Source organism: Roseomonas indoligenes (assembly GCF_017813365.1).
GTDB classification, from domain to species: Bacteria; Pseudomonadota; Alphaproteobacteria; order Acetobacterales; family Acetobacteraceae; genus Roseomonas; species Roseomonas indoligenes.
In genome coordinates this window covers 91,582-114,329 of sequence record NZ_JAGIZA010000010.1, presented here as the reverse complement: position 1 = coordinate 114,329, position 22,748 = coordinate 91,582, and the positions used below count along the sequence as shown (strand labels likewise).

Below are 22,748 nucleotides of genomic sequence, written 5' to 3'. Positions count from 1 at the left end.
CTTCTCCTGATGCCCCTGATCAGCCGAAGGACTTCGCGAAGCCGTCAAGGAAGCCTGCCAGCGCCTTGTCGTTGTCGCCGGTGATCTGCCCGCTGCTGCGGATCGACTCCAGGATCTCCGGCTTGGCCGCCTTCAGCTCGCCGAGCATGCGGCGCTCGAACTCACCGACCTGGTTCACGGGCACCTTGTCCAGGTAGCCGCGCGTGCCAGCGAAGATCGACACCACCTGCTCCTCGACGGGAACCGGCGCGTACTGGGGCTGCTTCAGCAGCTCGGTCAGGCGCGCGCCACGGGCCAGCAGAGCCTGGGTGGAGGCGTCGAGGTCCGACGAGAACTGCGCGAAGGCCGCCATCTCGCGGTACTGCGCGAGGTCCAGCTTGATCTTGCCGGCGACCTGCTTCATCGCCTTGATCTGAGCCGCCGAGCCCACGCGGGACACGGAGAGGCCGACGTTCACGGCCGGGCGGATGCCGCGGAAGAACAGCTCCGTCTCAAGGAAGATCTGGCCGTCCGTGATGGAAATCACGTTGGTCGGGATATAGGCGGAAACGTCGCCCGCCTGCGTCTCGATCACCGGCAGCGCGGTGAGCGAGCCGAGGCCAGCGCCCTCGCCCATCTTCGCCGCGCGCTCCAGCAGGCGGGAGTGCAGGTAGAACACGTCGCCCGGATAGGCCTCGCGGCCCGGCGGACGGCGCAGCAGCAGCGACATCTGGCGGTAGGCGACGGCCTGCTTCGACAGGTCGTCGTAGAAGATGACGGCGTGCATGCCGTTGTCGCGGAAGAACTCGCCCATCGTGCAGCCGGTGTACGGGGCAAGGAACTGCATCGGCGCCGGGTCGGAGGCCGTGGCGGCCACGACGATGGAGTACTCCATCGCGCCGCGCTCCTCGAGGGTGCGGACGAGCTGGGCGACCGTGGAGCGCTTCTGCCCGATGGCGACGTAGATGCAGTAGAGCTTCTTGCTCTCGTCGGTGCCGGCGTTGACGGTCTTCTGGTTCAGGATCGTGTCGATGATGACAGCGGTCTTGCCGGTCTGACGGTCGCCGATGACGAGCTCGCGCTGGCCGCGGCCGATCGGGATCAGGCTGTCGATCGCCTTGATGCCGGTCTGCATCGGCTCGTGCACGGACTTGCGGGGGATGATGCCCGGCGCCTTCACCTCGACGCGGCTGCGCGTCACGTCGACCAGCGGGCCCTTGCCGTCGATCGGGTTGCCGAGGCCATCGACCACGCGGCCGAGCAGGCCCTTGCCGACCGGCACGTCCACGATGGTCCCGGTGCGGGAGACGGTGTCACCCTCGCGAATGCGGCTGTCGTCGCCGAAGACCACGACGCCGACATTGTCGGTCTCGAGGTTCAGCGCCATGCCGCGCACGCCGGCGGAGGGGAACTCCACCATCTCGCCGGCCATGACGTTCTGCAGGCCGTAGCAACGGGCGATGCCGTCACCCACGGTCAGCACGGTGCCCACCTCGGCCACATCGGCCTCGGTGTCGAAGCCAGCAATCTGCTGCTTCAGGATGTCCGAAATCTCGGCGGGACGAATGTCCATGGTCAGGCGGCCCCCTTCATGGCGTAGCTCAGGCGCTGCAGCCTGGACTTGATGGAAGTGTCGTAGAGGCGGGACCCGATCCGGAGGATCAGGCCGCCCAGGATGGACGCGTCCACCGTCTCGGACAGGCGGACGTTCGAGTACCCTGCCTCGGTGAGGCGGGCGGCGATCTGGGCGCGCTGGGTGTTGGACAGCGGGTGCGCGGTGGTCACCTCCGCCATCTGCTGCCCGCGCTGCTCGGCAAGCAGGTTGCCGAAGGCGTGGAGGACGCCCGGCAGCACGGCTAGGCGGCGGTTGGCGATCAGCACGCCGACGAGGTTCTTCACCTCGCCGCCCACGCCCGCGCGGTCCAGCACGGCGAAGGCGCCGGCGCGCTGGGCCTTGGAGTCGAGGCGCGGGTCGGCCAGGAAGGCGCGGAAGGACGCGTCGCCCTGCATAACGGCGGAGAGCTTCTCCACCTCGGCCGCGGTGAAGTCGACGGACTTATTGTCCTTGGCCAGTTCCAGCAGGGCCTGGGCGTAGCGCCCGGCCGCGCCCCCCGTGGCATGGCTGCCCTGGCCATTGCTGCCCTGGGTGGCTGCGGTTTTGTCGTTGGCGACGGCTTCGGAGGCCACTGGCGATCCCGTTCGAGGGGTGTGAGGACCTTCGGGCCCGTTTCGCGGCCCGCCCCGGGGCGGACCTCCGGGCGGGGCCTTCGCGGGCCTTCTGGTGACGCCCGGAGAATCCTCCTGGCGCCGGCGCGGGCCCCTTAACACGATGCAATGCGGGACGTCCATCGGTCTGCAACGGTCCGCACGGCCGTGAAGGATGCCTTTTCGAAGCGGGCGGACCAGATCTGCTTCTCCCCTGTAACCTCTGATGGAACCCTCCCCCGGTCTGCGGCGCTTCATGGAGGACCGGGCTTGCCCGGCCTCACGATAGCCCTCCGGAGGAGGACAAGATGGATAGCGACAAGACCGACCAGAAGCGCGACCACGAGACGGGCGCCTGGGTGTCGGACCTCAAGCCTGGCGCCACCAACAGCGCCAAGCTCGACAAGGCGGTGGAGGACACCTTCCCGGCCTCCGACCCCGCCCCGAAGACCGGCACCACCGGCTTTATCGAGCCGGACGGCACGGATACCGCGAAGTCGACGGACCAGGGTCAGGGCCAGCCCGGCACCACCGCCGGCGGCAAGCCCTGAGGCGGGCCGGCCGGCCATGAGCAGCGAGTCGCCCAAGACTTCCTCCGGAACGCCGTATGAAGGCGCCGCGGAGGAGCAGGCCCTGCGCGAGACCGGGGGGTGGCGGCATGGCCTTCGCCCCGGGATCGGGCAGGGCGGCGAGCTGGACAAGGCCGCGGCGGAGGGCGCGCCGGAGGCCGATCCGGCCACGCGCGCCCCCATTCCCGGATTCGTGGACCAGCCCGATGCCACGGAGGCCTTCGTCGAAGGCGAGGGCGTGTCCCAGGCACGGAACGCGGTGGAGGACCTTCCCCGGCAGGGCTAGGTCGCGCTCTCCTAGAGGAAGCTCACGGGGTCCACGTCCACCTGGACACGCACGGCGTTCGGAACCTCCACGCGGGAGAGCCATTCCCGCAGCAGCGGCTGCACCGCGACATCCCGCCGCGCCTTCAGCAGAAGGCGGCGGCGGTGGCGGCCGCGCAGCATCGCCAGCGGCGCCGGCGCCGGTCCGAGCACCTCCACCCCCGTCCCACCGGGGGCTGCAAGGCCGAGGTCGCGTGCCACCCGGTCCGCCGCCCGCTCATCCTCCGAGCTCACGATCAGCGCCGCAAGGCGGCCGAAGGGCGGCCAGCCGCCAGGGCGGCGGGCCTCGGCCTCCTCCGCCATGAAGGCGGAGAGGTCGCCGGAGACCAGGGCCGCCATCACCGGGTGCTCGGGGTTCCAGGACTGCAGCAGCACCCGTCCCGGGCTCTCTGCACGGCCGGCGCGGCCGGAGACCTGATGCAGCAGCTGCACCGTCCGCTCCGCCGCGCGCAGGTCGCCGCCCGCCAGACCGAGATCGGCATCCACCACCCCCACCAGGGTGAGATGGGCGAAGTGCCAGCCCTTCGCGACGATCTGGGTGCCGATCAGCAGGTCCACCTCGCGGTCCTGAATCTGCCGCGCGGCCTCCGCCGCGGCGGCGGGGCCGGGGATGGTGTCGCTGGCCATGACGAGGCGGCGGGCATCGGGGAAGAGAACCGCCGCCTCCTCCTGCACCCGCTCCACGCCCGGTCCGATGGCGGTCAGGCTCCCCTCCGCGCCGCATTCCGGGCAGAACTGGGGAATGGGCTCGGCATGGCCGCAGTGGTGGCACTGCAGCCGCCGCTGGGCGCGGTGCTCCACTAGCCAAGCCGTGCAGTTGGGGCAGCGGATGCGATGGCCGCAGGCCCGGCACAGCGTCATCGGCGCGTAGCCCCGGCGGTTCAGGAAGAGCATCGCCTGCTCCCCCCGCGCCAGGGTCTCGGTGATGGCCTCGATCACGGGTGGGGAGATGAAGCGGCCGCGCTCCGGCGGGGTCTTCCGCAGGTCCAGCACCGTCACCTCCGGCAGGCCGGCGCTGCCGTGGCGGGTGGGCAGGTTCAGCGCGGTGTAGCGGCCCTGCTCGGCGTTCGTCAGCGTCTCCAGGCTCGGCGTGGCGGAGACGAGGACGCAGGTGGCCTCCGCCATGCGGGCGCGCACCACGGCCATGTCGCGGGCGTGGTAGATCACCCCGTCCTCCTGCTTGAAGGCCGTCTCGTGCTCCTCGTCCACGATGATGAGGCCGAGATCGGGATAGGGCAGGAAGAGGGCGGAGCGGGCGCCCACCAGCACCCCCACTTCGCCATCCGCCAGGGCGCGCCAGGTCGCGCGGCGCTGGCGGCCGGAGAGTTCCGAATGCCAAAGGGCGGGGGCGCAGCCGAAACGCTCCTTGAAGCGGTCCAGCCACTGGGTGGAGAGGGCGATTTCCGGCAGCAGCACCATCGCCTGCCGCCCCTGCCGCAAGCATTCCGCCACCGCGTCCAGATAGACTTCCGTCTTTCCGGAGCCGGTGACGCCCTGGAGGAGGGTGACGCCGAAGGCCCGCCTCGCCACGGATTCCCGTAGGGTGGCGGCGGCTTCGGCCTGCTCGGCACCGAGAATCGGACCGGGGTGGTCCGGGTCCGGGCGGGCAAAGGCGCGGGGGCGCGGGAGCAGGGCCGGCTCGATCAACCCATTATCGGCCATGCCGCGCAGCACGGCGGTGGAAACCCCCGCCTCGTCCGCGATGTCGGCGCCGGCGCGGGGCTCGCCCGCCTCCATCACGTCCAGCACGCGGCGGCGCTGGGGGGTCATGCGGTAGCCGGGTGCGCCGCCCTGCGCGGCCTGCCCGGCGGCCGAGAGCTTCCAGCCGGCCTGCTGCCCCGGCGGCTCCAGCGCGGAGGGCACGGACATGGCCATCCGCAACACCGCGCCGGGCGGGGAGAGGGTGTAGGCGGAGACCCATTCCACGAACCGGCGCAGCGCCGGTTTCATCGGCGGCGCGGGTAGGACGCCGAGAATGTCGCGCATCTTGCCTTCCGGCAGGTTTGGATCGGGCTCGCCGTCCCAGACCACGCCGAGCATCTCCCGCCCGCCAAGCGGCACGGCGACGAAGCTGCCGATCTCCGGCAGCAGGGTGCCGTTCGGCACGCGGTAGTCATAGGCCCCGCCACCCGGCGTATCGAGCGGAAGGGGTAGAAGCACGCGGATCCGGCGGGCCGGCGGCCCCTTCGGCGCGGCCTGGCGCTTGCCCTTGGCCGTGGCGGCAGGAGCCGAAACGAGGCCCTCTCCGAAGAGGCCGCCGTCAAAGCTTGGCTGGTTGGCGTTGGCCTCGGCCTCTTCCATGGCTATCTGTCCGCCCGCAGGCCCTTCAGGACCCCCATCATGAAATTCTTCGTGGACACCGCCGACGTCTCCGAGATCCGTGCCCTCGCCGAGAGCGGACTGCTCGACGGCGTTACCACCAACCCCTCCCTGATCGCCAAGGCCGCCCGCCCCATGGCCGAGGTCATCAAGGAGATCTGCGATATCACCCCCGGCCCGGTCTCCGCCGAGGTCACGGCCACCGATTACGACGGCATGATGCGAGAGGGCGAGCACCTCGGCCGCATCGCGCCGAACGTCGTGATCAAGCTGCCGCTTACGGAAGCGGGGCTGCGCGCATGCAAACATATGGTGAACAACGGGGTGATGGTCAACGTCACCCTGTGCTTCTCCCCCGCCCAGGCGCTGCTCGCCGGCAAGGCGGGTGCGACCTACATTTCCCCCTTCGTCGGGCGGCTGGATGACATCGGTCAGAACGGCATGGAGCTGATCGCCGACATCATGCAGATCTACGAGAACTACGACGCGATCCGGACGGAAGTTCTGGTCGCCTCCATCCGCCACCCCATTCACCTGATCCAGGCGGCGAAGCTCGGCGCCCATGTGGCCACCCTGCCCCCGGCCGTGATCAAGTCCCTCTACAAGCACCCGCTGACCGACAAGGGGCTGGAAAGCTTCCTGGCGGATTGGAAGAAGACCGGCCAGTCCATCCTCTGATGCAGGCCAGGGCACTCTGGACGCTCGGAATCCTCCTCGTCGCGGTGGGCGTCGCAGCCCATGCGGTGGGGTGGGAGGAGCTTCTCTGGTTCCCGCGCTGGGTCCTCGACTCCCTGTTCTGGGTGCCACTGGCCCTGGTGGACGCGATCGCCGCCGCCCCGCTCACCTTCGCGGTGATCGGGCTGGGGGTGGTTCTCATGGTGGCGTCGCGCCTGATCGGGCGCGGCAGGGGCAGCTAGGGCTCCGCATCCCGGCCGGAGCAAGCGGCATTCTGCCCCGCTGCTCCGGCCCGGATCGGTCCTAGCGCGCGGCCTGGACTTGCCGGACGAAGCCGGCCAGTTCCCTGTTGAAGCGCGCGGGCTCCTCCCAGAAGGGAGCGTGGCCGCTTTCCGGATAGAGCGAGAGGGTGGCGCCCGGCACCGTGGCCGCGGTGAAGCGGGCCATCGCCGTGGTGAGGATGCGGTCCTTCTCGCCATGGCTGACCAGCACGGGAAGGCGCAGGGCCTTCAGCACCTCGTCGTAATTGGCCGGGCGTCCCGCGAGGCCGGCGCGCACGTAGTGCGGGGCCAGCATGTTGAAGGCCAGCATGGTCTGGAAATCCGCCGGGTCCGGCTGCGTGGCGAAGCAGGAGCGCAGGAAGCGGACCGTGCCGTCGATGAACCCGTCGATCCCCGGCGCGAGCATGGCCGAGGGCCCGAGCAGCCCGGCATCCGGCCCGAAGAAGGCGGCGTTGCCCAGCGTGCTGCTGGCATCCACGTAGTTGATGCCAGCCAGGGCGGAAGCGCCGTGGGCCGTGAGGTAGTCGCCGACCACCCGCCCCGCATAGGACCAACCGACCAGGACCGGCCGCTGCAGTCCCAGCCCGGCGATGACGGCCTTCACGTCATCCGCCCAGACCTGGCCGGGCTTGTAGAAGGCATCACCCTCCGGCTTCGCGCTCATCCCATGGCCGCGCAGGTCGATCGCCACCATGCGGAACTCGCGCGCGAGCGCGGGATCGCGCAGCTGCCGGTCCCAGGACAAGGCGGCCTGCGCGAAGCCGTGCAGGAAGAGAATCGCGGGCCCCTGCGGGTTGCCGAACTCATAGGTCGCCAGGCGCACGCCGTCCGGCGAGGCGACGAAGCGGGGATTATAGGGCGCCTTCTCCGTCGGGGGCGCCGATGGCACCGCCGCCGGCTGGGCGCGGCTGCCAGTCGCGGCGAGGAGCCCGGCGCCGATCACCGCGCTCCCCAACCCGATCGCACGCCGCCGGATTCCCGGATTCCCGTCCATTTCCATCCCCATCGCTTCTCGGGCGCAGCCCATGCCGGCCGCCCGGTCGCGCGCAGGCTGGCAGGAACGGGAGCGCGACGGAAGCGAGGCGGGTGGCGGCCCTCCGCTGCCTCAGAGAGCGGGCCTTGCGAGCGTCGCCCGCCCGCCATGCGCGGCCGACCACCCCACCGGGTCCGCCAGGAAGGCCCCGAGCACCGCCCGGTCGGCCTCCGGCAGCGCGGCCGCACCATCCACGGCCAGCACGTCCCGCCAGCTCGCCAGCGCCACGAGTTCCAGCCCCAGATGCGCCATCCTCTCGGCGCCACCGGGGAAGGTGCCGTGGTGGAAAAGGCAGAGCGCGTGCGTGACCGCGGCGCCTGCGGATCGCAGCCCGCGCGCGAAGGCGGCCTTGCTGCTGCCATCCGTCATCAGGTCATCCACCAGCAGGACCCGCATCCCCTCCACGGAGCCGCCTTCCACCTGGGCGTTGCGGCCGATGCCGAGCGGGCGCTTGCGGACGTAGCGGAGCGGCAGGTCCAGCGCCTCGGCCAGCCAGGCGGCCCAGGGAATGCCGGCGGTCTCGGCGCCCGCCACGGCCTCTGGCGGCTCCGGCAGCGCGGCGCGGATGGCCTCCACGGCCAGGGCGGCGGCGGCGCGGCGCAGGCGGGGCTCGCCGATCAGCAGGCGCACATCGACATAGGCGGGGCTGGCCCAGCCGGCGGCGAGGATGAAGGGCTGCTCGTGGCTCACCCGCACCGCGCCGCCTTCCAGCAGCAGGCGGGCCATCCGGTCGCCGCTCACGCCGCGATCTCCCTGAGGGTGCGGGCCAGCAACTCGGCACCGACCAGGAAGTCGTCCATCTCCATCGCCTCCTGCGGGTTGTGGGAGCCGTGCTGGTTGCGGACGAAGATCATGGCGCTCGGCACCCCCGCCCCGGAGAAGACGGCGGCGTCGTGGCCGGCACCGCTGGGCACCGGCTCGTCCGGCTGGCCCATAGCGCGCAGGCCGGCCCGCAGCCGCCCGATCAGCCCTTCATCCATCCGTGCCGGGGCCGTGTCCAGGCGGCGGTCGAAGCGGAACTCCACGCCCCGCTCCTCCGCGATGCCCGCGCATTCCGAGAGGAAGAGATCGTAGAAGGCCTCCAGCACCTCCAGGCTCTGGCTCCGCGCCTCCATGGAGAAGCGCAGGCGGCCGGGGATGCGGGCCAGCGCGTGCTCCGCCGGGTCCGTGCCGACGATGCCGCTGGTCACCACGAGGTCCCGCCCGCGCTCCAGGAGGGTACGCCAGTGGCGGTCGAGGCGGGTGATCAGCTCCGCGGTCGCGAAGACGGAGTCGTGGCGCAGCCAGCGCGGGATGGCGCCGGAGTGCCCGGCCTCCCCGATGCACTCGACGGCGCGGTGGCGGATGTTGCCGCGAATGCCGGTGACGACCGCCACCGGCAGGTTCCGGGCGATCAGCACCGGCCCCTGCTCGATGTGAAGCTCCAGCCAGCAGGCGAGCGAGGCGGGGTCCAGCAGCGCCTCGCCCCGCGCCACCCGGTCGATCTCCACCCCGACCTCCCGCATGGACTCGGCCAGCGGGCGGCCAGTGACGACATGCGGAGTCGCCAGGTCCTCCCGCGAGAGGCGGCCGAACAGGGCGGAGGAGCCCATATAGGCCCGGCCGAACCAGGCGCTCTCCTCCCCGCGCAGGGCCATGAGGCGGATGGGGCGGGCGGGGCGGAACCCCTCCGCCCGGAACCGCGCCAGCGCCATGAGGCCGGCCACCACCCCCGCCGCACCGTCGAAATTCCCGCCCTGGGGAACGGAATCGAGGTGCGAGCCGCAGGCGGCGGCCGGGAGGGAGGGGTCGAGGCCCGCCAGGGTGATGACGAGGTTCGCGCCCGCGTCCCGCGCCGTCTCCAGCCCGAGGGCGCGGGCCTCCTCCTCCACGATGTCCAGGGCAAGCGATTCGCCGGCGCCGTAGCTCTCGCGGCTGATGCCCACGCCATCAAAGGAGGCCTCGCGCAGCCGGCCGAACAGCCGCTCGGCCAGGGCGCGGTCCAGCGCCGGTTCCAGCGTCGCGCTCATGCCACCGGCTCCGTCCATTCCAGCTCCGCCTCGTCCGTCTCCTCGCGGCTGATGGCGCCCGTCAGCGCCGCCACGCGCGCGATGCCGCGCGCGGCGCAGAAGCGGTCCAGCCCATCGATCACCGCCTCCATCGCGCCGGGCTGGACGAAGGTGGCGGTGCCCACCTGCACCGCCGTCGCGCCGGCGACCATGTATTCCGCCGCGTCCTCCGCGGTGCTGATGCCGCCGCAGCCGATCACGGGGATGCGGACGCTGCGCGCGGCCTGATAGACCTGCCGCAGCACGATCGGCTTGATGGCGGGGCCGGAGAGCCCGCCCATCACGTTGCCCAGGCGGGGCTTGAAGGTGTTCAGGTCCACCGACATCGCGAGGATCGTGTTCGCCACCACCAGCGCGTCGGCGCCGGCCGCCTCCGCGGCGCGGGAGACCTCGGGGATGTCGCCCGTGTTCGGCGTCAGCTTCGCCCAGACCGGCAGAGCCGTGGCCGCGCGGATGCGGCGCATCACGGCCTCGGTGGAATCGGCGCGCATGGCGAAGGCGCGGCCATCCTCCTCGATGTTCGGACAGGAGATATTGGCCTCGATCGCCGCGACGCCGGGCACGGAGACCTCGGCGGCGAGGCTCGCGAAGCCCTCAGCCGTCGGGGCGGAGATGCTGACCACCAGCGGCGGCGCGAAGCGGCGCATCTCCGGCAGGATATGGCTCAGGAAGTACGGGATGCCCTTGGAGGGGATGCCGATCGCGTTCAGCATCCCGCCCGGCACCTCCGCCACGCGGGGCAGCGGGTTCCCGGTGCGGAGCTCGCGCGTGATGGTCTTCGTCACCAGCGCGCCCAGCCGATCGAGATCCGCGGCCAGCGCCAGCCCTTCGGCGAAGGTGCCGGAGGCCGGCATCACCGGGTTCTTGAGGGTGAGCCCGCCGACGCGGACGGAAAGATCGGTCATGCCCCGCTGCGTCATGCCACCGCCTCCAGCATGTCGAAGACCGGGCCGTCCCAGCAGACGCGCCGGTGGACCGTCTCGCCCTCCACCTCGAAGTCCCGGACGCAGCAGAAGCACATGCCCAACCCGCAGGCCATCTGCTGCTCCATCGCCACCTGGCCGGGGATGCCAAACTCCCGCGCCAGCCGCTGCTGGACGCGCAGCAGGCGGGCGGAGCCGCAGGTGAGGAAGGCATCGGCCCGCCCCTCCGCCACCAGCCCCCGCAACAGGCGCTCCGCATGGGCGGGGCCGCTCGTGCCTTCCGCATCGGTGACGGCGATCACCTCGGCGCCTTCCTCCCGGAACAGGGCCTCGGAAACCACCAGCTCAGGCCGGCGGGCGCTGAGCAGGGCCGTGACGCCGATCCCCGCCGCCCGCGCGGCGCGGGCCAGCGGCGCCAGGGTGGCCAGCCCCGCCCCGCGCCCGACCACCACGATGTTCCGCCAGCCCCGGTCCAGCGCGAAGCCGCGCCCCAGCGGCCCCATGATGTCCAGCTCGTCCCCAGGCGAAAGGGTAGCGAGGCCGCGCGTGCCCGCGCCCGTGACCTTGTAGAGGAACTCCACCGTGCCAGCGGCGGTGTCGGCGCCGTATAGGCTCATCGGCCGCCGCAGGAAGGGTGCCTCCCCCGGCGGTGCCGGGCAGAGCAGCTGGAAGAACTGCCCGGGACGCGCCGCGGTGGCGCGGGGCCCGGCGCGCAGGACCAGGTGGCGGTACTCGGCATTCAGGGCCGTGTGGGACAGCACCCCCGCCGGTTCGGCGGATACGGGGCGCATCGACGGCGCAGCGGTGTCGGGCATCTTGGCCTCTCCAACCAAGGTCGCATCAGAGACCCAACTGCCCCGCTCGCAAAAGAACAGAGTTTCGGTCAGGCTGATGCCGTTATGGCATCACCTTCCGGTTTCCGGATTCACGCGCCCGCCCTGCCCTACTTCGACGCGGTGCGCCGCGCCGGCTCGATCCGGGAGGCGGCGCGGCGCCTGAACATCGCCTCTTCCGCCGTGAACCGGCAGGTGCTGAAGCTGGAGGAGGAGCTGGGCGCCAAGCTGTTCGATCGCCTGCCCAGTGGGCTGCGCCTGACCGCGGCCGGCGAGGTGCTGGCCGGCCATGTCGCGACCGTGCTGCGCGATGCGGAGCGGGCGCGGGGGGAACTAGACGGGCTGCGTGGCCTCCGCACAGGCCATGTGGAGCTGGCGACGCTGGAAGGGCTGTGCCACCGGATCGTCCCGGAAGCCCTGGCCGCCCTGGCGGAGCGTCATCCGCGCGTGACCGTGAGTACGGCCATCCAGGGGAGCGCCGCCATTCCGGACGCCGTCCTGGCGGGCGATGCCCATCTCGGCCTTGCCTTCGAGGTGCGGCGCCGGCCAGGGCTGCGGCAGCTCGCCTCCGTCACGCTGGAACTCGGCGCGGTAATGCCGCCCGGCCATCCGCTGGCCGGGCGCGCCACGATCCGGCTGGGCGACTGCGCGGGATCGCCGCTGATCCTGCCGCGCGGCAATTTCGCCAATCGCGGGCAGATCGACGAGCTTCTCCTCGGCACGGGCGGCGTGCGGCACGAGGCCGGCTCGGTGGAGCTGATGAAGGCGATGGTCCTGCGCGGCCTCGGCATCGCCTTCATGACCCGCGTCGGCCTTGAGACGGAGCTGGAGGCGGGACGGCTGGTGCACATCCCCCTGCGCCAGGGTCGGGAGGCCGTGCGGAGCACCCTCGGCCTCTACGCACGGACGGGAACGGCCCTGCCCGCCGCCGCGGGCGCTTTCGCGGGGCAGCTGGGAGAGGCCATGGCCCGGCTGCACGGCCCGCCCCCACCGTAGCGGCACGATTCGCGCGGCGCCGCGGAGGCTGGCAATCTGGGGCGGATGACCCGCCCCGCCTCTCAACCCGCAGAGACCGCCGATGAGGAGGCGGGGCGCGTGGCCGCCTACCTGGCCGCGCATCCCGGCTTCCTGGCGGAGCGCCCGGCCCTCTACCGCGCCCTGCAACCCCCGGTGCGCGTCCACGGGGAGACCCTGGCCGACCACATGGAGGCGCTGCTGGCCGCCGCCCGGGCGGAGACCGGCGCGGTGGCGGATGCCGCGCGGGCCGGGCAGGACCTGACGCTGCGCGCCGCGACGGCCGTGACCGCGCTGATCGGCGCGCCCGATCCGCTGGCCGTGGTCTCGGCCGAGTGGCCCGCCCTGCTGGGGCTGGAGAGCGCGGCGCTGGCCGCCGAGGGCCCGCCCTCCCCCGCGCTGCGGGACCTGCCGCCGGGCGCCGTCTCGCGGCTGCTGGCCGGGCGGGAGGTTCTGCTGCGCGACGCCCCTGCCGATGCCGCCCTGCACGGCGAGGCGCATCCCCTGATCGCCCGTGACGCCCTGGCCCGCCTGCCCGGCCCCCGGCCCCGGCTGCTCGTGCTCGGGGCGAGGGAGGCGGGACGGTTGCCGCTGCGGGGTGCCACCGCACCGCTGCGCCTGCTGGCCCATGCCCTGGCCCGGGCGCTGGATGGCGCGGCGTGATCGCGCCACTGGCCGCCCGCCAGGCCTTCCTGGACTGGCTGACCGGCGAGCGCCGCGCCAGCCCGGAGACAGTGGAGGCCTATGGGCGCGACATTGCCGACCTGCTGGCCTTCCTCGGCACGCACCAGGGCGGGGAGCCGGATCTCGCCGCCCTGCAGCTGGCCGACCTGCGCGCCTTCCTCGCCCATCGCGCGGCAGAGGGGATCGGGAACTCGTCCCGCGCGCGGCAGCTCTCGGCGATCAAGACCTTCCTGCGCTTCCTCGTCCGCCGGCACGGGCTGGCGCCGCTGCCGCTGGGCGGGCTGACCGGGCCGCGCCGCAAGCCGCCGGTGCCGCGCGCGCTGACGGAATCCCAGGCCCGCACCGCCACCACGGACAGCTTCGAGGACAGCCCGGCCCTGGCCGCGCGGAACCAGGCGCTGTTCACCCTGCTCTACGGCTGCGGCCTCCGCATCTCGGAGGCGCTGGCGCTGGACATGCGCGACGCGCCGAAGGCGGGCCAGGGCCTGCGCGTGCTGGGCAAGGGGCAGAAGGAACGGGTGGTGCCCGTGCTGCCGGCGGTGGAGGGCGCGGTCGCCGAGTGGCTGCGCCACCGTAGCCCCGCCGGCCCGAACGATCCACTTTTCACCGGCGCCAAGGGCGGGCGGCTGGCCGCCACCGTGGCGCAGCGGGCGCTGCAGGACCTGCGCCGCGCCACCGGCCTGCCGGAGCACGCGACGCCCCATTCCCTGCGCCACTCCTTCGCCACCCACCTGCTGGGCGGCGGCGCGGACCTTCGCGCCATTCAGGAGCTGCTGGGCCATGCCAGTCTTTCCACCACCCAGCGATACACGGCGGTGGACCAGGCGGGGCTGCTCGACACCTGGCGCCGGGCACATCCGCGGGCGGACTGAACCCGTTCAGGCCGGGCCAAGGAAGAAGAAGGCCAGGCCGAGCATCACGTAGACGCCCACCAGCAGCAGGCCCTCGAACCAAGTGGAGCGCCCGTCGCCCGCGACCGCGCGCACGATGAAGGCAGCGCCGGCGATGGCGAAGAGGTCCAGGGGGCTGTGGAAAACGAGGTTCATCGGATGGCCGAGGAACCAGGAGATGATGACCAGCAGCGGCGCCAGCACCAGCGCCACCTGCACGGCCGATCCGATGCAGATGCTGAAGGCCAGTCCCATGCGGTCCTGCTTCGCGAAGACCACCGCGGCGAAGAGGTCGGCCGCCGTGCCCACCACGGCCAGCAGGATCACGCCCAGGAAGACGGTGGAGAGGCCGAGCTGCTCCGCCGTGGCCGAGAGCGCGTCGGAGACCGCCTCCGCCTCCCAGGCGACGAGGGCGGTGCCGGCCACCATGATGCCGAGCGACTTCGCCACGCTCCATCCCGGCCCCTCGCCCCCTTCCTCCTCCTCGCGGGAGAAGACGTCGCGGTGGGTGACGAGGGTGTAAACGAGGTTCGCCACATAAAGGAGCAGCAGCACGGCGGCGATGCCGAGGCTGAGTTGCTCGTCCGTGATCAGCGCATCGCCGGGGGTGGCCGTGCTGCGCTCCGTCAGGTCGAAGACCGCGGGCAGAAGCATGGCGACCATCAGCAGGATCAGCATGGTGGAGAGGAGCCCGGCATTGGCCGGGTTGAATTCCTGCTTCTCCCGCCCGATCCCGCCCACGAGCATGGCCAGGCCCAGCCCCAGCAGGGTGGTGGCGAGGATGGAGCCGGTGATCTGCGCCTGCACCACCGCCACCTGCCCGCTGGCGAGCACGAAGAGGGCGAGGATCAGCTCCGCCACGCTGCCGAAGCTGACGTTCAGCAGCCCGCCGATGGCAGGGCCCGCATGGGCCGCCAGCCCCTCCGTGCCGCGCCGCACCCAATCCGCCAGCACGGCCACCGCCGCCGCCCCGGTGAGGAAGACGAGCACAGGCTGGCCTTCCAGGTAGTGGAGGCCGAGCGATACCGGCACGAGAGCCAGGAGAAGATACTTCAGCACGGACGGCCCCCGGGGGTGAGACCGGGAGAACCGCTGGGAGCGGCGCGGGTTACGCCGCTAGCATAGGAGGGCCTCGGCCTACCCCGCCCGCGGCGGCGGCGGCAGCCTGAGCCCGAGATTCGTAGGCACCGGCCATTCCTCCCGCACGCGGCGCACCACGCGGAAGCCGGCGGCAATGTAGTTCGGCAGGGCGCGCGGGTGGTCGGCGGTGCAGGTGTTCACCGTCATCAGGTTGCACGGGCCATCCCAGGCCGTGTCGATGGCGTGTCGCAGGAAGGCCCGGCCCATGTGATGCCCGATGGCGTGCGGCATGAGCCCGAAATAGGAGAGGTTGGTGGTGCCGTCCCAGCGCCGCTCCAGCTCGTAGAAGCCCGCCGGCTCCCCGCCGCGGTAGAGGACGTGGATGGAGACCGAAGGGTCGCGCAGGATGGCGGCGATCTTCGCGTCCGGCACGGTGCGGCGCAGCCACCAGCAGTAGTCGCGCCCCACCGTGTCGTAGAGGTAACGGTAGAAGGCCACGCTACAGCCGGGCACGCGCACCACCGCCGCATCGCCGGGCAGCGCCGGCGGCGGATCCTCCGGCGGGTGCTCCATGCGGAGGAAGGTGACATCGACCTGGACCAGGGCGGTCGGGACCCGGCTGGTGGGATCGGGGGCCGTCGTCGCCACGTCAGTTGTCCAGGAAGGACCGGAGCTTCCGCGACCGCGTCGGGTGCTTCAGCTTGCGAAGCGCCTTCGCCTCGATCTGCCGGATGCGCTCCCGCGTCACGTTGAACTGCTGACCGACCTCCTCCAGCGTGTGGTCCGTGTTCATGCCGATGCCGAAGCGCATCCGCAGAACGCGCTCCTCGCGCGGGGTCAGGCTGGACAGCACGCGGGTGGTGGCCTCGCGCAGGTTCGACTGAATGGCGGCGTCCAGCGGGATGATGGCCGCCTTGTCCTCGATGAAGTCGCCGAGGTGGCTATCCTCCTCGTCGCCGATCGGCGTCTCGAGGGAGATCGGCTCCTTCGCGATCTTCAGGACCTTGCGGACCTTCTCCAGCGGCATGCCGAGCTTCTCGGCCAGTTCCTCCGGCTGCGGCTCGCGCCCGATCTCGTGCAGCATCTGGCGGCTGGTGCGGACGAGCTTGTTGATCGTCTCGATCATATGCACGGGGATGCGGATCGTGCGCGCTTGGTCGGCGATGGAGCGCGTGATCGCCTGCCGGATCCACCAGGTGGCGTAGGTGCTGAACTTGTAGCCGCGCCGGTACTCGAACTTGTCCACCGCCTTCATCAGGCCGATGTTGCCCTCCTGGATCAGGTCCAGGAACTGCAGGCCGCGGTTCGTGTACTTCTTGGCGATGGAGATCACGAGGCGGAGGTTGGCCTCGATCATCTCCTTCTTCGCCTGGGTCATGTCGCGCTCGCCGCGCGACACGGTCTGGTAGACGCGCTTGTACTCCGCCACCGGCAGGCCGGTCATGGCGGCGACCTTGGCGATCTCGGCGCGGATGTTCTCCGCCTCCTCGCGGCTGTTCGCCACGAAGGCCTGCCAGGCCTTGCCCTTCAACTTAGCCAGTCGGTCGAACCACTGCGGGTCCATCTCGGCGCCGGCCCACTGCTCCAGGAACTCCGCCCGCTTGACCTTGTGGCTCTCGGCGAGGCGGAGGATCTGGCCCTCGAAGCCCACCATGCGGCGGTAGAGGCCCTTGATCTGGTCGACGAGCTCCTCGATCCGGTTGTTGTGCAGGTGCACCTTCTGCACCAGCGCCACCAGCTCCTGGCGCTGCTTCTCGTAGGACTTCTCGGACTTGCCCGCGAGCTCGCCGCCCGAGGTGTAGGTGTCCATCCGCTTGGAGGACATCTTCTCCAGCTTGGCGTAGGCGGCCTCGATCGCCTCGAAGGCGGCCAGCGCCTCCGGCTTCAGCTTCTCTTCCAGCGCCGAGAGGGACAGGCCGACGCCCTCGCCCTCCTCGCCCTCCTCGAACTCCTCGGCCTCCGGCGGCGGGCCGTCGGGCATGCCGACGTTGTTCGTGGCATCGAGGTCGATGACGTCGCGCAGCAGCAGCTTCCCGGCCATCACGGCCTCGTGCCAGCCGATGATCGCGCGGAAGGTCAGCGGGCTCTCGCAGAGCCCGCCGATCATCATGTCGCGCCCGGCCTCGATGCGCTTGGCGATGGCGATCTCGCCCTCGCGGGAGAGCAGCTCCACGCTGCCCATCTCCCGCAGGTACATCCGGACGGGGTCGTCGGTGCGGCCGAGGGACTCCTCGTCGACGTTGCCGCCGCCCTCCTCGTCCTCGGACTTCTCCTTGCCCTCTTCGCCCTCTTCGTCGCCCTCGGCCTTGGCGGTCTTCTTGTCGCCGTCCTCGTCGGCGCTCTCCTCCGCCTCGACGAGGTTGATGCCCAGCTCGGAGAAGAGGGCCATGGTGTCCTCGATCTGCTCCGAGGAAACCTGGCCCTGGGGGAGTGCGGCGTTGAACTCGTCGTAGGTGATGTACCCACGCTCCTTGCCCTTCGCCATGAGCTTCTTGACGGAGGCCAGGAGGCTATCGAGCAGCGCGCCCTCCACCGCCTCGTCGCGGTGCTCAGCCGTCTCCGTGCCGTTCGCCACCTTCGTCGCCATGCCACTCTCCCGCCACGGATCACGAAACCGGCGGGCAATTGCGATCGCCGCCGGAACGAAGCTTCCCTATCCTATGCGCTGGCGCCCTCGGCGCCATCCTCCAGCCCCGTCTCGCCGCTGCGATAGGCCAGCAGGGTCCGGGACAGGCTGACGACACGGGCCTGGGCGGCGGTGTTTCCCGCTTCCAGCTCCCGCCTTGCCTCTTCCAGGTCCTCGACCAGCGCGCCCTCGCCCCGCAGGAAGCCGAAGAAATGCCACCAGCCGGCGAGGGCTTCCCCGGGCTGGGCATCCGGTCCGGCCTCCCGCGGGAGACCGGTCGCGCGAATCACCCAGCCGCGGGCCTCTTCGAGGCCAGTCTTCTGCAAGTGGGAAACCAGATCGGCCGAGTCAAGCGAGCCCGCGCCGCCGTCTGACGCTTCCGTGAGGGCGACGCCGGCATGCCAGGCCAGCAGCGCCGCCTGCAGGGCGGCGGGGTGGCCGTGCGGGAGATCGAGCAGGGCGAAGGCCTCCTCCACCTCGTTCAGCAGCCAGGGATGGGCGAGGGTGATGGCCAGCAGGCAGCGGGCCTGCTCCTTGCGGGTGGCCTCCTGCTCCGGGGCCTGCCGGGGCGGCAGGCGCACCGGCGGGCGGAAAGGCTGGCGGCTACCCCGGGAGGAGGAAGCAGCGGAGAAGGATCCGCCGGCCGGGCGAGCCTCCCGCGGGCGGCGGGTGCTCTGGAAGAAGCGGTCCAGAAGGGCGCTGCGGTACTCGGCGGCCAGGGACTTGTCGGGAATCTGGCCGGCGGCGGCGACGAGATCGTTGCGGAAGGCCGCGCGCCCCTCCGGCGTGCCGAGCGGCCGCCCATCGGCCATCAGGTCGTAGAGGGCGGTGGAGAGCGGCTTCCGCGCATCCAGCACGGCCTTGAAGGCCGCCGGCCCCTTGGCGCGGATCAGCTCGTCCGGGTCCTTGCCGCCCTCCACCGTCGCGAAGTGCAGGGTCCGCTCCGTCCCCAGAAGGGGCAGCACCATCTCGGCCGATCGCGCCGCGGCCCGCATCCCCGCCGCATCCGCGTCCAGGCAGAGGATCGGGGCGGGCGTGACCTTCCAGATCTCCTCCATCTGCTCCTGCGTCAGCGCCGTGCCGAGGGGGGCCACCGCCCCCTCGAATCCCGCCTGGTGCAGGGCGATCACGTCCATGTAGCCCTCGGCCACGATCAACTCGGCCTTGCCGCGGAACACCGCCTCCCGCGCGAGGTCCAGGCCGTAGAGGGTGCGGCGCTTGGCGAAGACGTCCGTCTCCGGCCCGTTCAGGTATTTCGGCTGGCCGTCCCCGAGGATGCGGCCGCCGAAGGAGACGATGCGGCCCCGCCGATCGCGGATGGGGAACATCACCCGGTTGTAGAAGAAGTCGTTATAGGCCCCGTCCCGCCCCTCCACCGGCTTGACCAGCCCGGCCTCGGCAAGCTGCCGGGGCTCGATGTCCAGCGGCTTCAGGGCGGCGGACAGCGCGCCCCGCCCGGCCCCGGACCAGCCCAGGCCGAAGCGCTCGATCGTCTCGTCCGTGAGGCCGCGGCGGCGAAGGTAGTCCAGCCCCTCCCGGCCCTCCGGCGCGCGAAGCTGGCGCGCCATGTGCTCGGCGGCAGCGGCGAGCACGTCGTGCAGGGTCCGCGCCTTGGCCTCCCGCGCGGCCTGGCGGGGGGATTCCTTCGGCACTTCCAGCCCGGCCTCATGTGCCAGGCGCTCCACGGCCTCCCGGAAGGCTAGGCCCTCCGTGCCCATCGTGAAGCCGATGGCATCCCCGTGCTGGCCGCAGCCGAAGCAGTGGTAGTGGTCGTCATAGACGTAGAAGGAGGGGGTCTTCTCGTTGTGAAAGGGGCAGCAGCCCTTCCACTGGCGCCCGTTGCGGGCGAGCTTGACCTTCCGCCCGATCAGCGGCGGCAGGGGGGTGCGGGCGCGGAGCTCGTCCAGGAAGTTGGGGGGAAGAGGCATCTTGCCCCTCCCTTGTATCCCGTCCGGCTACATCCTCCCAGCGGGCAGCCCTCAGCCCCCGGCTTTCACCCCCCCAGCGCCGCCTTCACCATCGGCCCGGCCTTGCCCATGTCCAGCACCGCGGCGTGCTTCGCCTTCAGCGCCGCCATGACCTTGCCCATCTCCTTCACGGAGGTCGCGCCGGTCTCGGCCACGGCTTCCTTCACGGCGGCCTCCATCGCGGCCTCGTCCATCTGCTGGGGCAGGAAGGATTCGATCACCGCGATCTCCGCCTCCTCCTTCTCCGCCAGTTCCGGGCGGTTGCCCTGGCGGTACATCTCCACGCTTTCCCGACGGCTCTTCACCATGCCGCGCAGCAGGGAGGTGATTGCCTCGTCCCCGATCTCCGGCACGCCACTCGGGCGGGAGGCGATGTCGGCGTCCTTGAGCTTGGCGGTGATCATGCGAATGGCAGAGGTGCGGGCCGCGTTGCCGGCGCGCATGGAAGCCTTCAATTCTTCGGTGAAGCGGGCGCGCAGGCTCATCTCGGGTTCTCCTGGTCTCGGGGGCGCGGTGTAGATCGAATTAGCAGGTTGGGCCATGCGCAGAGCTGGGAAGAGATTTCCCAGCCAAACATGCCGACCGGCCTTCCAATGGGAAGACATTTCCCACATATGTTGGCCATGCGGACGGTCGAGCAGATTCTAACCCTGATGGGTGGCGCCAGCGCTGCGGCGGCGCATTGCGGCGTGGGCACGGAGGCCATCCGCAAGTGGCGCCAGGCCCGCGCCATCCCGCCTCGTCACTGGACGGCGGTCCTGGCCGCCACCGGCCTGACCCTGGCAGATCTTCCCCATCCTGACGCCGAACCGCAGATCCACCCGACCCCGGAGCCCGAGATGAGCCCTGCCGCCACCCCCGCCCCGGACGCCGACGCCGTGCCCGAGGGAGCGACGGCCTGCCTCGTGCTGGGCAATGGCGAGGTGGTCTGGGGCCGTGGCTTCGGGGCGGTCGGCAAGAAGGTCGGCGAGGTCTGCTTCAACACGGGCATGACCGGCTACCAGGAGACGCTGACCGACCCGTCCTATGCCGGCCAGATCATCACCTTCACCTTCCCCCATATCGGCAATGTCGGCGCCAATGCCGAGGACGCCGAGGCCACTACCGCCGCCGCGCTCGGGCTGGTGGTGAAGGCGGACATTACGGAGCCGTCCAACTACCGCGCCACGCGCGACCTGGACGACTGGCTGAAGAGCAACGGCCTGCCCGGCATCTCCGGGGTGGACACAAGGGCGCTCACGGTCCTGATCCGGGATGCCGGCGCCCCCAACGGCGTGATCTGCCATTCCCCCGACGGCACCTTCGACCTGCCGGCGCTCCGCGCCGAGGCGGCGGGCTGGCCGGGTCTGGAAGGGATGGACCTGGCGAAGCAGGTCTCCTGCACCCAGTCCTACAAGTGGGATGGCGGGCTCTGGGCCTGGGGTGAGGGCTACGCGAAGAAGACGCAGCCGAAGCACAAGGTCGTCGCGGTGGATTACGGCGCCAAGCGCAACATCCTGCGCTGCCTCGCCGATGCCGGCTGCGAGGTGACGGTGGTGCCCGCCACCGCGACCGCGGAGGAGATCCTGCGGCACGGGCCGGACGGCGTGTTCCTCTCCAATGGCCCCGGCGACCCGGCGGCGACGGGCGAGTACGCGGTGCCGGTCATCCGGGGCGTGCTGGACGCGGGCAAGCCGGTCTTCGGCATCTGCCTCGGCCACCAGCTCCTCGCGCTCGCTCTGGGCGCGAAGACCTACAAGCTGGACCGCGGCCATCGTGGCGCGAACCAGCCGGTGAAGGACCTCGCCACCGGCAAGGTGGAGATCACCAGCCAGAACCACGGCTTCGCGGTGGACGACAAGTCGCTGCCCGAGGGTGTGAAGGTCACGCATGTCAGCCTCTTCGACAGCTCGAACGAGGGCATCGCCTGCGAGGCGCGCAACGCCTTCTCCGTGCAGTACCACCCGGAGGCCTCGCCGGGCCCGAGCGACAGCCACCACCTGTTCCACCGCTTCACCGCCATGATCGAGCGGGTGAAGGCGGGCTGAATGCCCTCCCTCGCCTCCCTCCTCGCCTTCGCGGCGCTCTCGGTCGGGCTCGCGCTCACGCCCGGGCCGAACCTGTTCTACCTGGTGTCGCGCACGCTGACCCAGGGGACGCGGGCGGGGATGCTGTCGCTGATCGGGTGCCAGTTCGGCAGCCTCGTCATCATGCTCGGCGCGGCGCTGGGCGTGACGGCCGCGCTGCTGGCCGTGCCCTATGCCTATGACGGCATGCGGCTGGCCGGTGCCGCCTATCTCGGCTGGCTGGCGTGGCAGAGCCTTCGGCCGGGCGGGCAGGCACTTTTCTCACCGCGGCCCATCCCCCCGGAGAGCGGGGTGCGCCTGTTCACCCTGGGCTTCGCCACCGCGGCGCTGAACCCAAAGGTGGCGCTGTTCTACGTCGCCATCCTGCCGGCCTTCATGGACCCGGCGCGCGGCAGCCTCTTCGCGCAGGGTCTCATCCTCGGTGCGGTCCAGATCGCCATCTGCACGGTCTCCGACGCGGTGATGGTGGCGGGTGCCGGTGGCGTTGCGCGCTTCCTCTCGACGCGCCCGGCCTGGCTGGCGGTGCAGCGCTGGGTGCTCGGCGGGGCGCTGGCGCTGCTGGCCGTGAAGCTGGCGACGGACCGCCGCGCATGATCCGCCTGCTGATCCTGGCGCTGCCCCTTTCCCTGCTGGCCTGGTGGGCGCTGACCCGCGTGGGCCAGCCGCGGGACAAGGCGTGGCTGCGCGGGGTCGCACTCTCCTTCGTCGCGCTCGGCGGGATCGTGTTCTTCGCGGATGACGATCACGGGGGCGGGCGTGCCCTGGCCGCCGGGCTCTGGGCGGGGGTGCATGCCGTGCTCTACCTGCTCGGCCGGCCTTTCCTGGGGAGGGCATGATGAGCGTGCAGCTGATTGCCGGCGCCATCGCGATGATCGGCGTGCTGGCGCTGATCCTGGACCTGACGCTGGTGCAGGCCATCTACCTCTTCGCGATCACCTACGCGCTCTTTGCGGCGGCCTGCGCGGCCACCACGCTCCTGATCCGCTGGGCGCTCAAGCTCTTCCTCACGCCCGCCCTGCGGGTGACCGCGGCCCTTATCGGATCCCTGGCCCTGCACGGGCTGGCCTGGTGGGACGGCTCGAACCCTCTCGCCGGGCTCGCGCCCGATGCCGGGCCAGGCGCCGTGGCCGGCGCCCTTGTCCTCGCCCATGTGCCGGTGGCGATCCTGCTGCTGCGCAACCTTCCCGACGCGGCCCCGCCCGCCGTCCCGCCCTCTCGCTGAACGGAACGCC

General features: G+C 71.4%; 24 protein-coding genes. 11 read left to right on the top strand and 13 right to left on the bottom strand.

Translation table 11 applies throughout. The annotated features are described in order from the left end of the window. Positions 1–19: 19 nt before the first annotated feature. A complete protein-coding gene (atpA, locus tag J5Y10_RS16760) occupies positions 20–1,552 on the bottom strand; it encodes a F0F1 ATP synthase subunit alpha (RefSeq protein ID WP_209375177.1) in 1,533 nt (510 codons plus the stop codon). 2 nt (positions 1,553–1,554) lie between these two features. Then, on the bottom strand, positions 1,555–2,166 hold the full coding sequence (atpH, locus tag J5Y10_RS16755; RefSeq protein ID WP_342452947.1) for an ATP synthase F1 subunit delta: 612 nt from the start codon (positions 2,164–2,166) through the stop codon (positions 1,555–1,557). A 326-nt stretch (positions 2,167–2,492) separates the two neighbouring features. On the opposite strand from atpH, the gene J5Y10_RS16750 reads away from it, so the two are divergent. Then, entirely contained in the window at positions 2,493–2,735 is a 243-nt protein-coding gene (locus J5Y10_RS16750; RefSeq protein ID WP_209375175.1) for a hypothetical protein, read from the top strand. 16 nt (positions 2,736–2,751) lie between these two features. Beyond that, positions 2,752–3,039, top strand: coding sequence for a hypothetical protein (locus J5Y10_RS16745; protein WP_209375174.1), 288 nt, complete (start codon positions 2,752–2,754; stop codon positions 3,037–3,039). A gap of 11 nt (positions 3,040–3,050) precedes the next feature. Here J5Y10_RS16745 and J5Y10_RS16740 read toward each other — a convergent pair whose 3' ends face one another. Next, positions 3,051–5,378: a primosomal protein N' gene (locus J5Y10_RS16740; RefSeq protein ID WP_245214799.1), complete on the bottom strand. Its 2,328-nt coding sequence runs from the start codon at positions 5,376–5,378 to the stop codon at positions 3,051–3,053. Between the two features lie 39 nt (positions 5,379–5,417). On the opposite strand from J5Y10_RS16740, the gene fsa reads away from it, so the two are divergent. Next, positions 5,418–6,074 carry a fructose-6-phosphate aldolase gene (gene fsa / locus J5Y10_RS16735; RefSeq protein WP_209375173.1) on the top strand — a complete coding sequence of 219 codons (657 nt, stop codon included), beginning with the start codon at positions 5,418–5,420 and terminating at the stop codon, positions 6,072–6,074. Next, the gene (locus J5Y10_RS16730) at positions 6,074–6,313 is read left to right on the top strand and encodes a hypothetical protein (RefSeq protein WP_209375172.1); all 240 of its coding nucleotides are present in this window, start codon (positions 6,074–6,076) and stop codon (positions 6,311–6,313) included. The genes fsa and J5Y10_RS16730 overlap by 1 nt, the downstream gene beginning before the upstream one ends. 61 nt (positions 6,314–6,374) lie before the next feature. Here J5Y10_RS16730 and J5Y10_RS16725 read toward each other — a convergent pair whose 3' ends face one another. The 5 genes from J5Y10_RS16725 to J5Y10_RS16705 all read right to left on the bottom strand — a co-directional run bounded on the left by J5Y10_RS16725 (position 6,375) and on the right by J5Y10_RS16705 (position 11,171). Next, positions 6,375–7,346 (bottom strand): alpha/beta fold hydrolase, encoded by a 972-nt coding sequence (locus J5Y10_RS16725; protein WP_209375171.1) that lies wholly within the window; start codon positions 7,344–7,346, stop codon positions 6,375–6,377. Between the two features lie 111 nt (positions 7,347–7,457). Continuing rightward, on the bottom strand, positions 7,458–8,126 hold the full coding sequence (locus J5Y10_RS16720) for an orotate phosphoribosyltransferase (protein ID WP_342452946.1): 669 nt from the start codon (positions 8,124–8,126) through the stop codon (positions 7,458–7,460). Then, positions 8,123–9,394 carry a Zn-dependent hydrolase gene (locus tag J5Y10_RS16715; protein ID WP_245214798.1) on the bottom strand — a complete coding sequence of 424 codons (1,272 nt, stop codon included), beginning with the start codon at positions 9,392–9,394 and terminating at the stop codon, positions 8,123–8,125. Before J5Y10_RS16715 ends, J5Y10_RS16720 begins: the two co-directional genes overlap by 4 nt. Beyond that, on the bottom strand, positions 9,391–10,353 hold the full coding sequence (locus J5Y10_RS16710; RefSeq protein ID WP_245214797.1) for a dihydroorotate dehydrogenase: 963 nt from the start codon (positions 10,351–10,353) through the stop codon (positions 9,391–9,393). Before J5Y10_RS16710 ends, J5Y10_RS16715 begins: the two co-directional genes overlap by 4 nt. Next, complete coding sequence (locus J5Y10_RS16705; protein WP_209375170.1) at positions 10,350–11,171, bottom strand: dihydroorotate dehydrogenase electron transfer subunit; 822 nt, start codon at positions 11,169–11,171, stop codon at positions 10,350–10,352. The genes J5Y10_RS16710 and J5Y10_RS16705 overlap by 4 nt, the downstream gene beginning before the upstream one ends. Before the next feature lie 84 nt (positions 11,172–11,255). Between J5Y10_RS16705 and J5Y10_RS16700 the strand changes: the two genes are divergently transcribed. The 3 genes from J5Y10_RS16700 (at position 11,256) to J5Y10_RS16690 (ending at position 13,759) form a co-directional block, all read left to right on the top strand. After that, entirely contained in the window at positions 11,256–12,185 is a 930-nt protein-coding gene (locus tag J5Y10_RS16700) for a LysR family transcriptional regulator (protein ID WP_209375169.1), read from the top strand. A 99-nt stretch (positions 12,186–12,284) separates the two neighbouring features. Continuing rightward, positions 12,285–12,866 (top strand): hypothetical protein, encoded by a 582-nt coding sequence (locus J5Y10_RS16695; protein WP_209375168.1) that lies wholly within the window; start codon positions 12,285–12,287, stop codon positions 12,864–12,866. After that, positions 12,863–13,759 carry a tyrosine recombinase XerC gene (locus tag J5Y10_RS16690; RefSeq protein WP_408901587.1) on the top strand — a complete coding sequence of 299 codons (897 nt, stop codon included), beginning with the start codon at positions 12,863–12,865 and terminating at the stop codon, positions 13,757–13,759. The genes J5Y10_RS16695 and J5Y10_RS16690 overlap by 4 nt, the downstream gene beginning before the upstream one ends. A 6-nt stretch (positions 13,760–13,765) precedes the next feature. Here the strand turns inward: J5Y10_RS16690 and cax are convergent, their stop codons facing one another. The 5 genes from cax to J5Y10_RS16665 form a co-directional block, all read right to left on the bottom strand. Next, on the bottom strand, positions 13,766–14,836 hold the full coding sequence (gene cax, locus J5Y10_RS16685; protein ID WP_209375167.1) for a calcium/proton exchanger: 1,071 nt from the start codon (positions 14,834–14,836) through the stop codon (positions 13,766–13,768). Positions 14,837–14,914: 78 nt separating this feature from the next. After that, on the bottom strand, positions 14,915–15,430 hold the full coding sequence (locus J5Y10_RS16680; protein WP_245214814.1) for a GNAT family N-acetyltransferase: 516 nt from the start codon (positions 15,428–15,430) through the stop codon (positions 14,915–14,917). A gap of 76 nt (positions 15,431–15,506) precedes the next feature. Continuing rightward, positions 15,507–17,444 (bottom strand): RNA polymerase sigma factor RpoD, encoded by a 1,938-nt coding sequence (gene rpoD / locus J5Y10_RS16675; protein ID WP_209375165.1) that lies wholly within the window; start codon positions 17,442–17,444, stop codon positions 15,507–15,509. A 71-nt stretch (positions 17,445–17,515) separates the two neighbouring features. Then, positions 17,516–19,411: a DNA primase gene (gene dnaG / locus J5Y10_RS16670; protein WP_209375164.1), complete on the bottom strand. Its 1,896-nt coding sequence runs from the start codon at positions 19,409–19,411 to the stop codon at positions 17,516–17,518. Between the two features lie 65 nt (positions 19,412–19,476). Continuing rightward, entirely contained in the window at positions 19,477–19,935 is a 459-nt protein-coding gene (locus J5Y10_RS16665) for a GatB/YqeY domain-containing protein (RefSeq protein WP_209375163.1), read from the bottom strand. Positions 19,936–20,073: 138 nt separating this feature from the next. On the opposite strand from J5Y10_RS16665, the gene carA reads away from it, so the two are divergent. From carA to J5Y10_RS16645, 4 genes are read left to right on the top strand one after another with little or no spacing between them, the layout of a single operon-like run. Further along, entirely contained in the window at positions 20,074–21,477 is a 1,404-nt protein-coding gene (carA, locus tag J5Y10_RS16660) for a glutamine-hydrolyzing carbamoyl-phosphate synthase small subunit (protein WP_209375267.1), read from the top strand. Beyond that, entirely contained in the window at positions 21,478–22,110 is a 633-nt protein-coding gene (locus J5Y10_RS16655; protein ID WP_209375162.1) for a LysE family translocator, read from the top strand. Continuing rightward, positions 22,107–22,352 (top strand): hypothetical protein, encoded by a 246-nt coding sequence (locus J5Y10_RS16650; protein WP_209375161.1) that lies wholly within the window; start codon positions 22,107–22,109, stop codon positions 22,350–22,352. The genes J5Y10_RS16655 and J5Y10_RS16650 overlap by 4 nt, the downstream gene beginning before the upstream one ends. After that, positions 22,352–22,738, top strand: a complete 387-nt coding sequence (locus J5Y10_RS16645) for a hypothetical protein (RefSeq protein WP_209375160.1) — start codon at positions 22,352–22,354, stop codon at positions 22,736–22,738. The genes J5Y10_RS16650 and J5Y10_RS16645 overlap by 1 nt, the downstream gene beginning before the upstream one ends. The last annotated feature ends 10 nt before the right edge of the window (positions 22,739–22,748 follow it).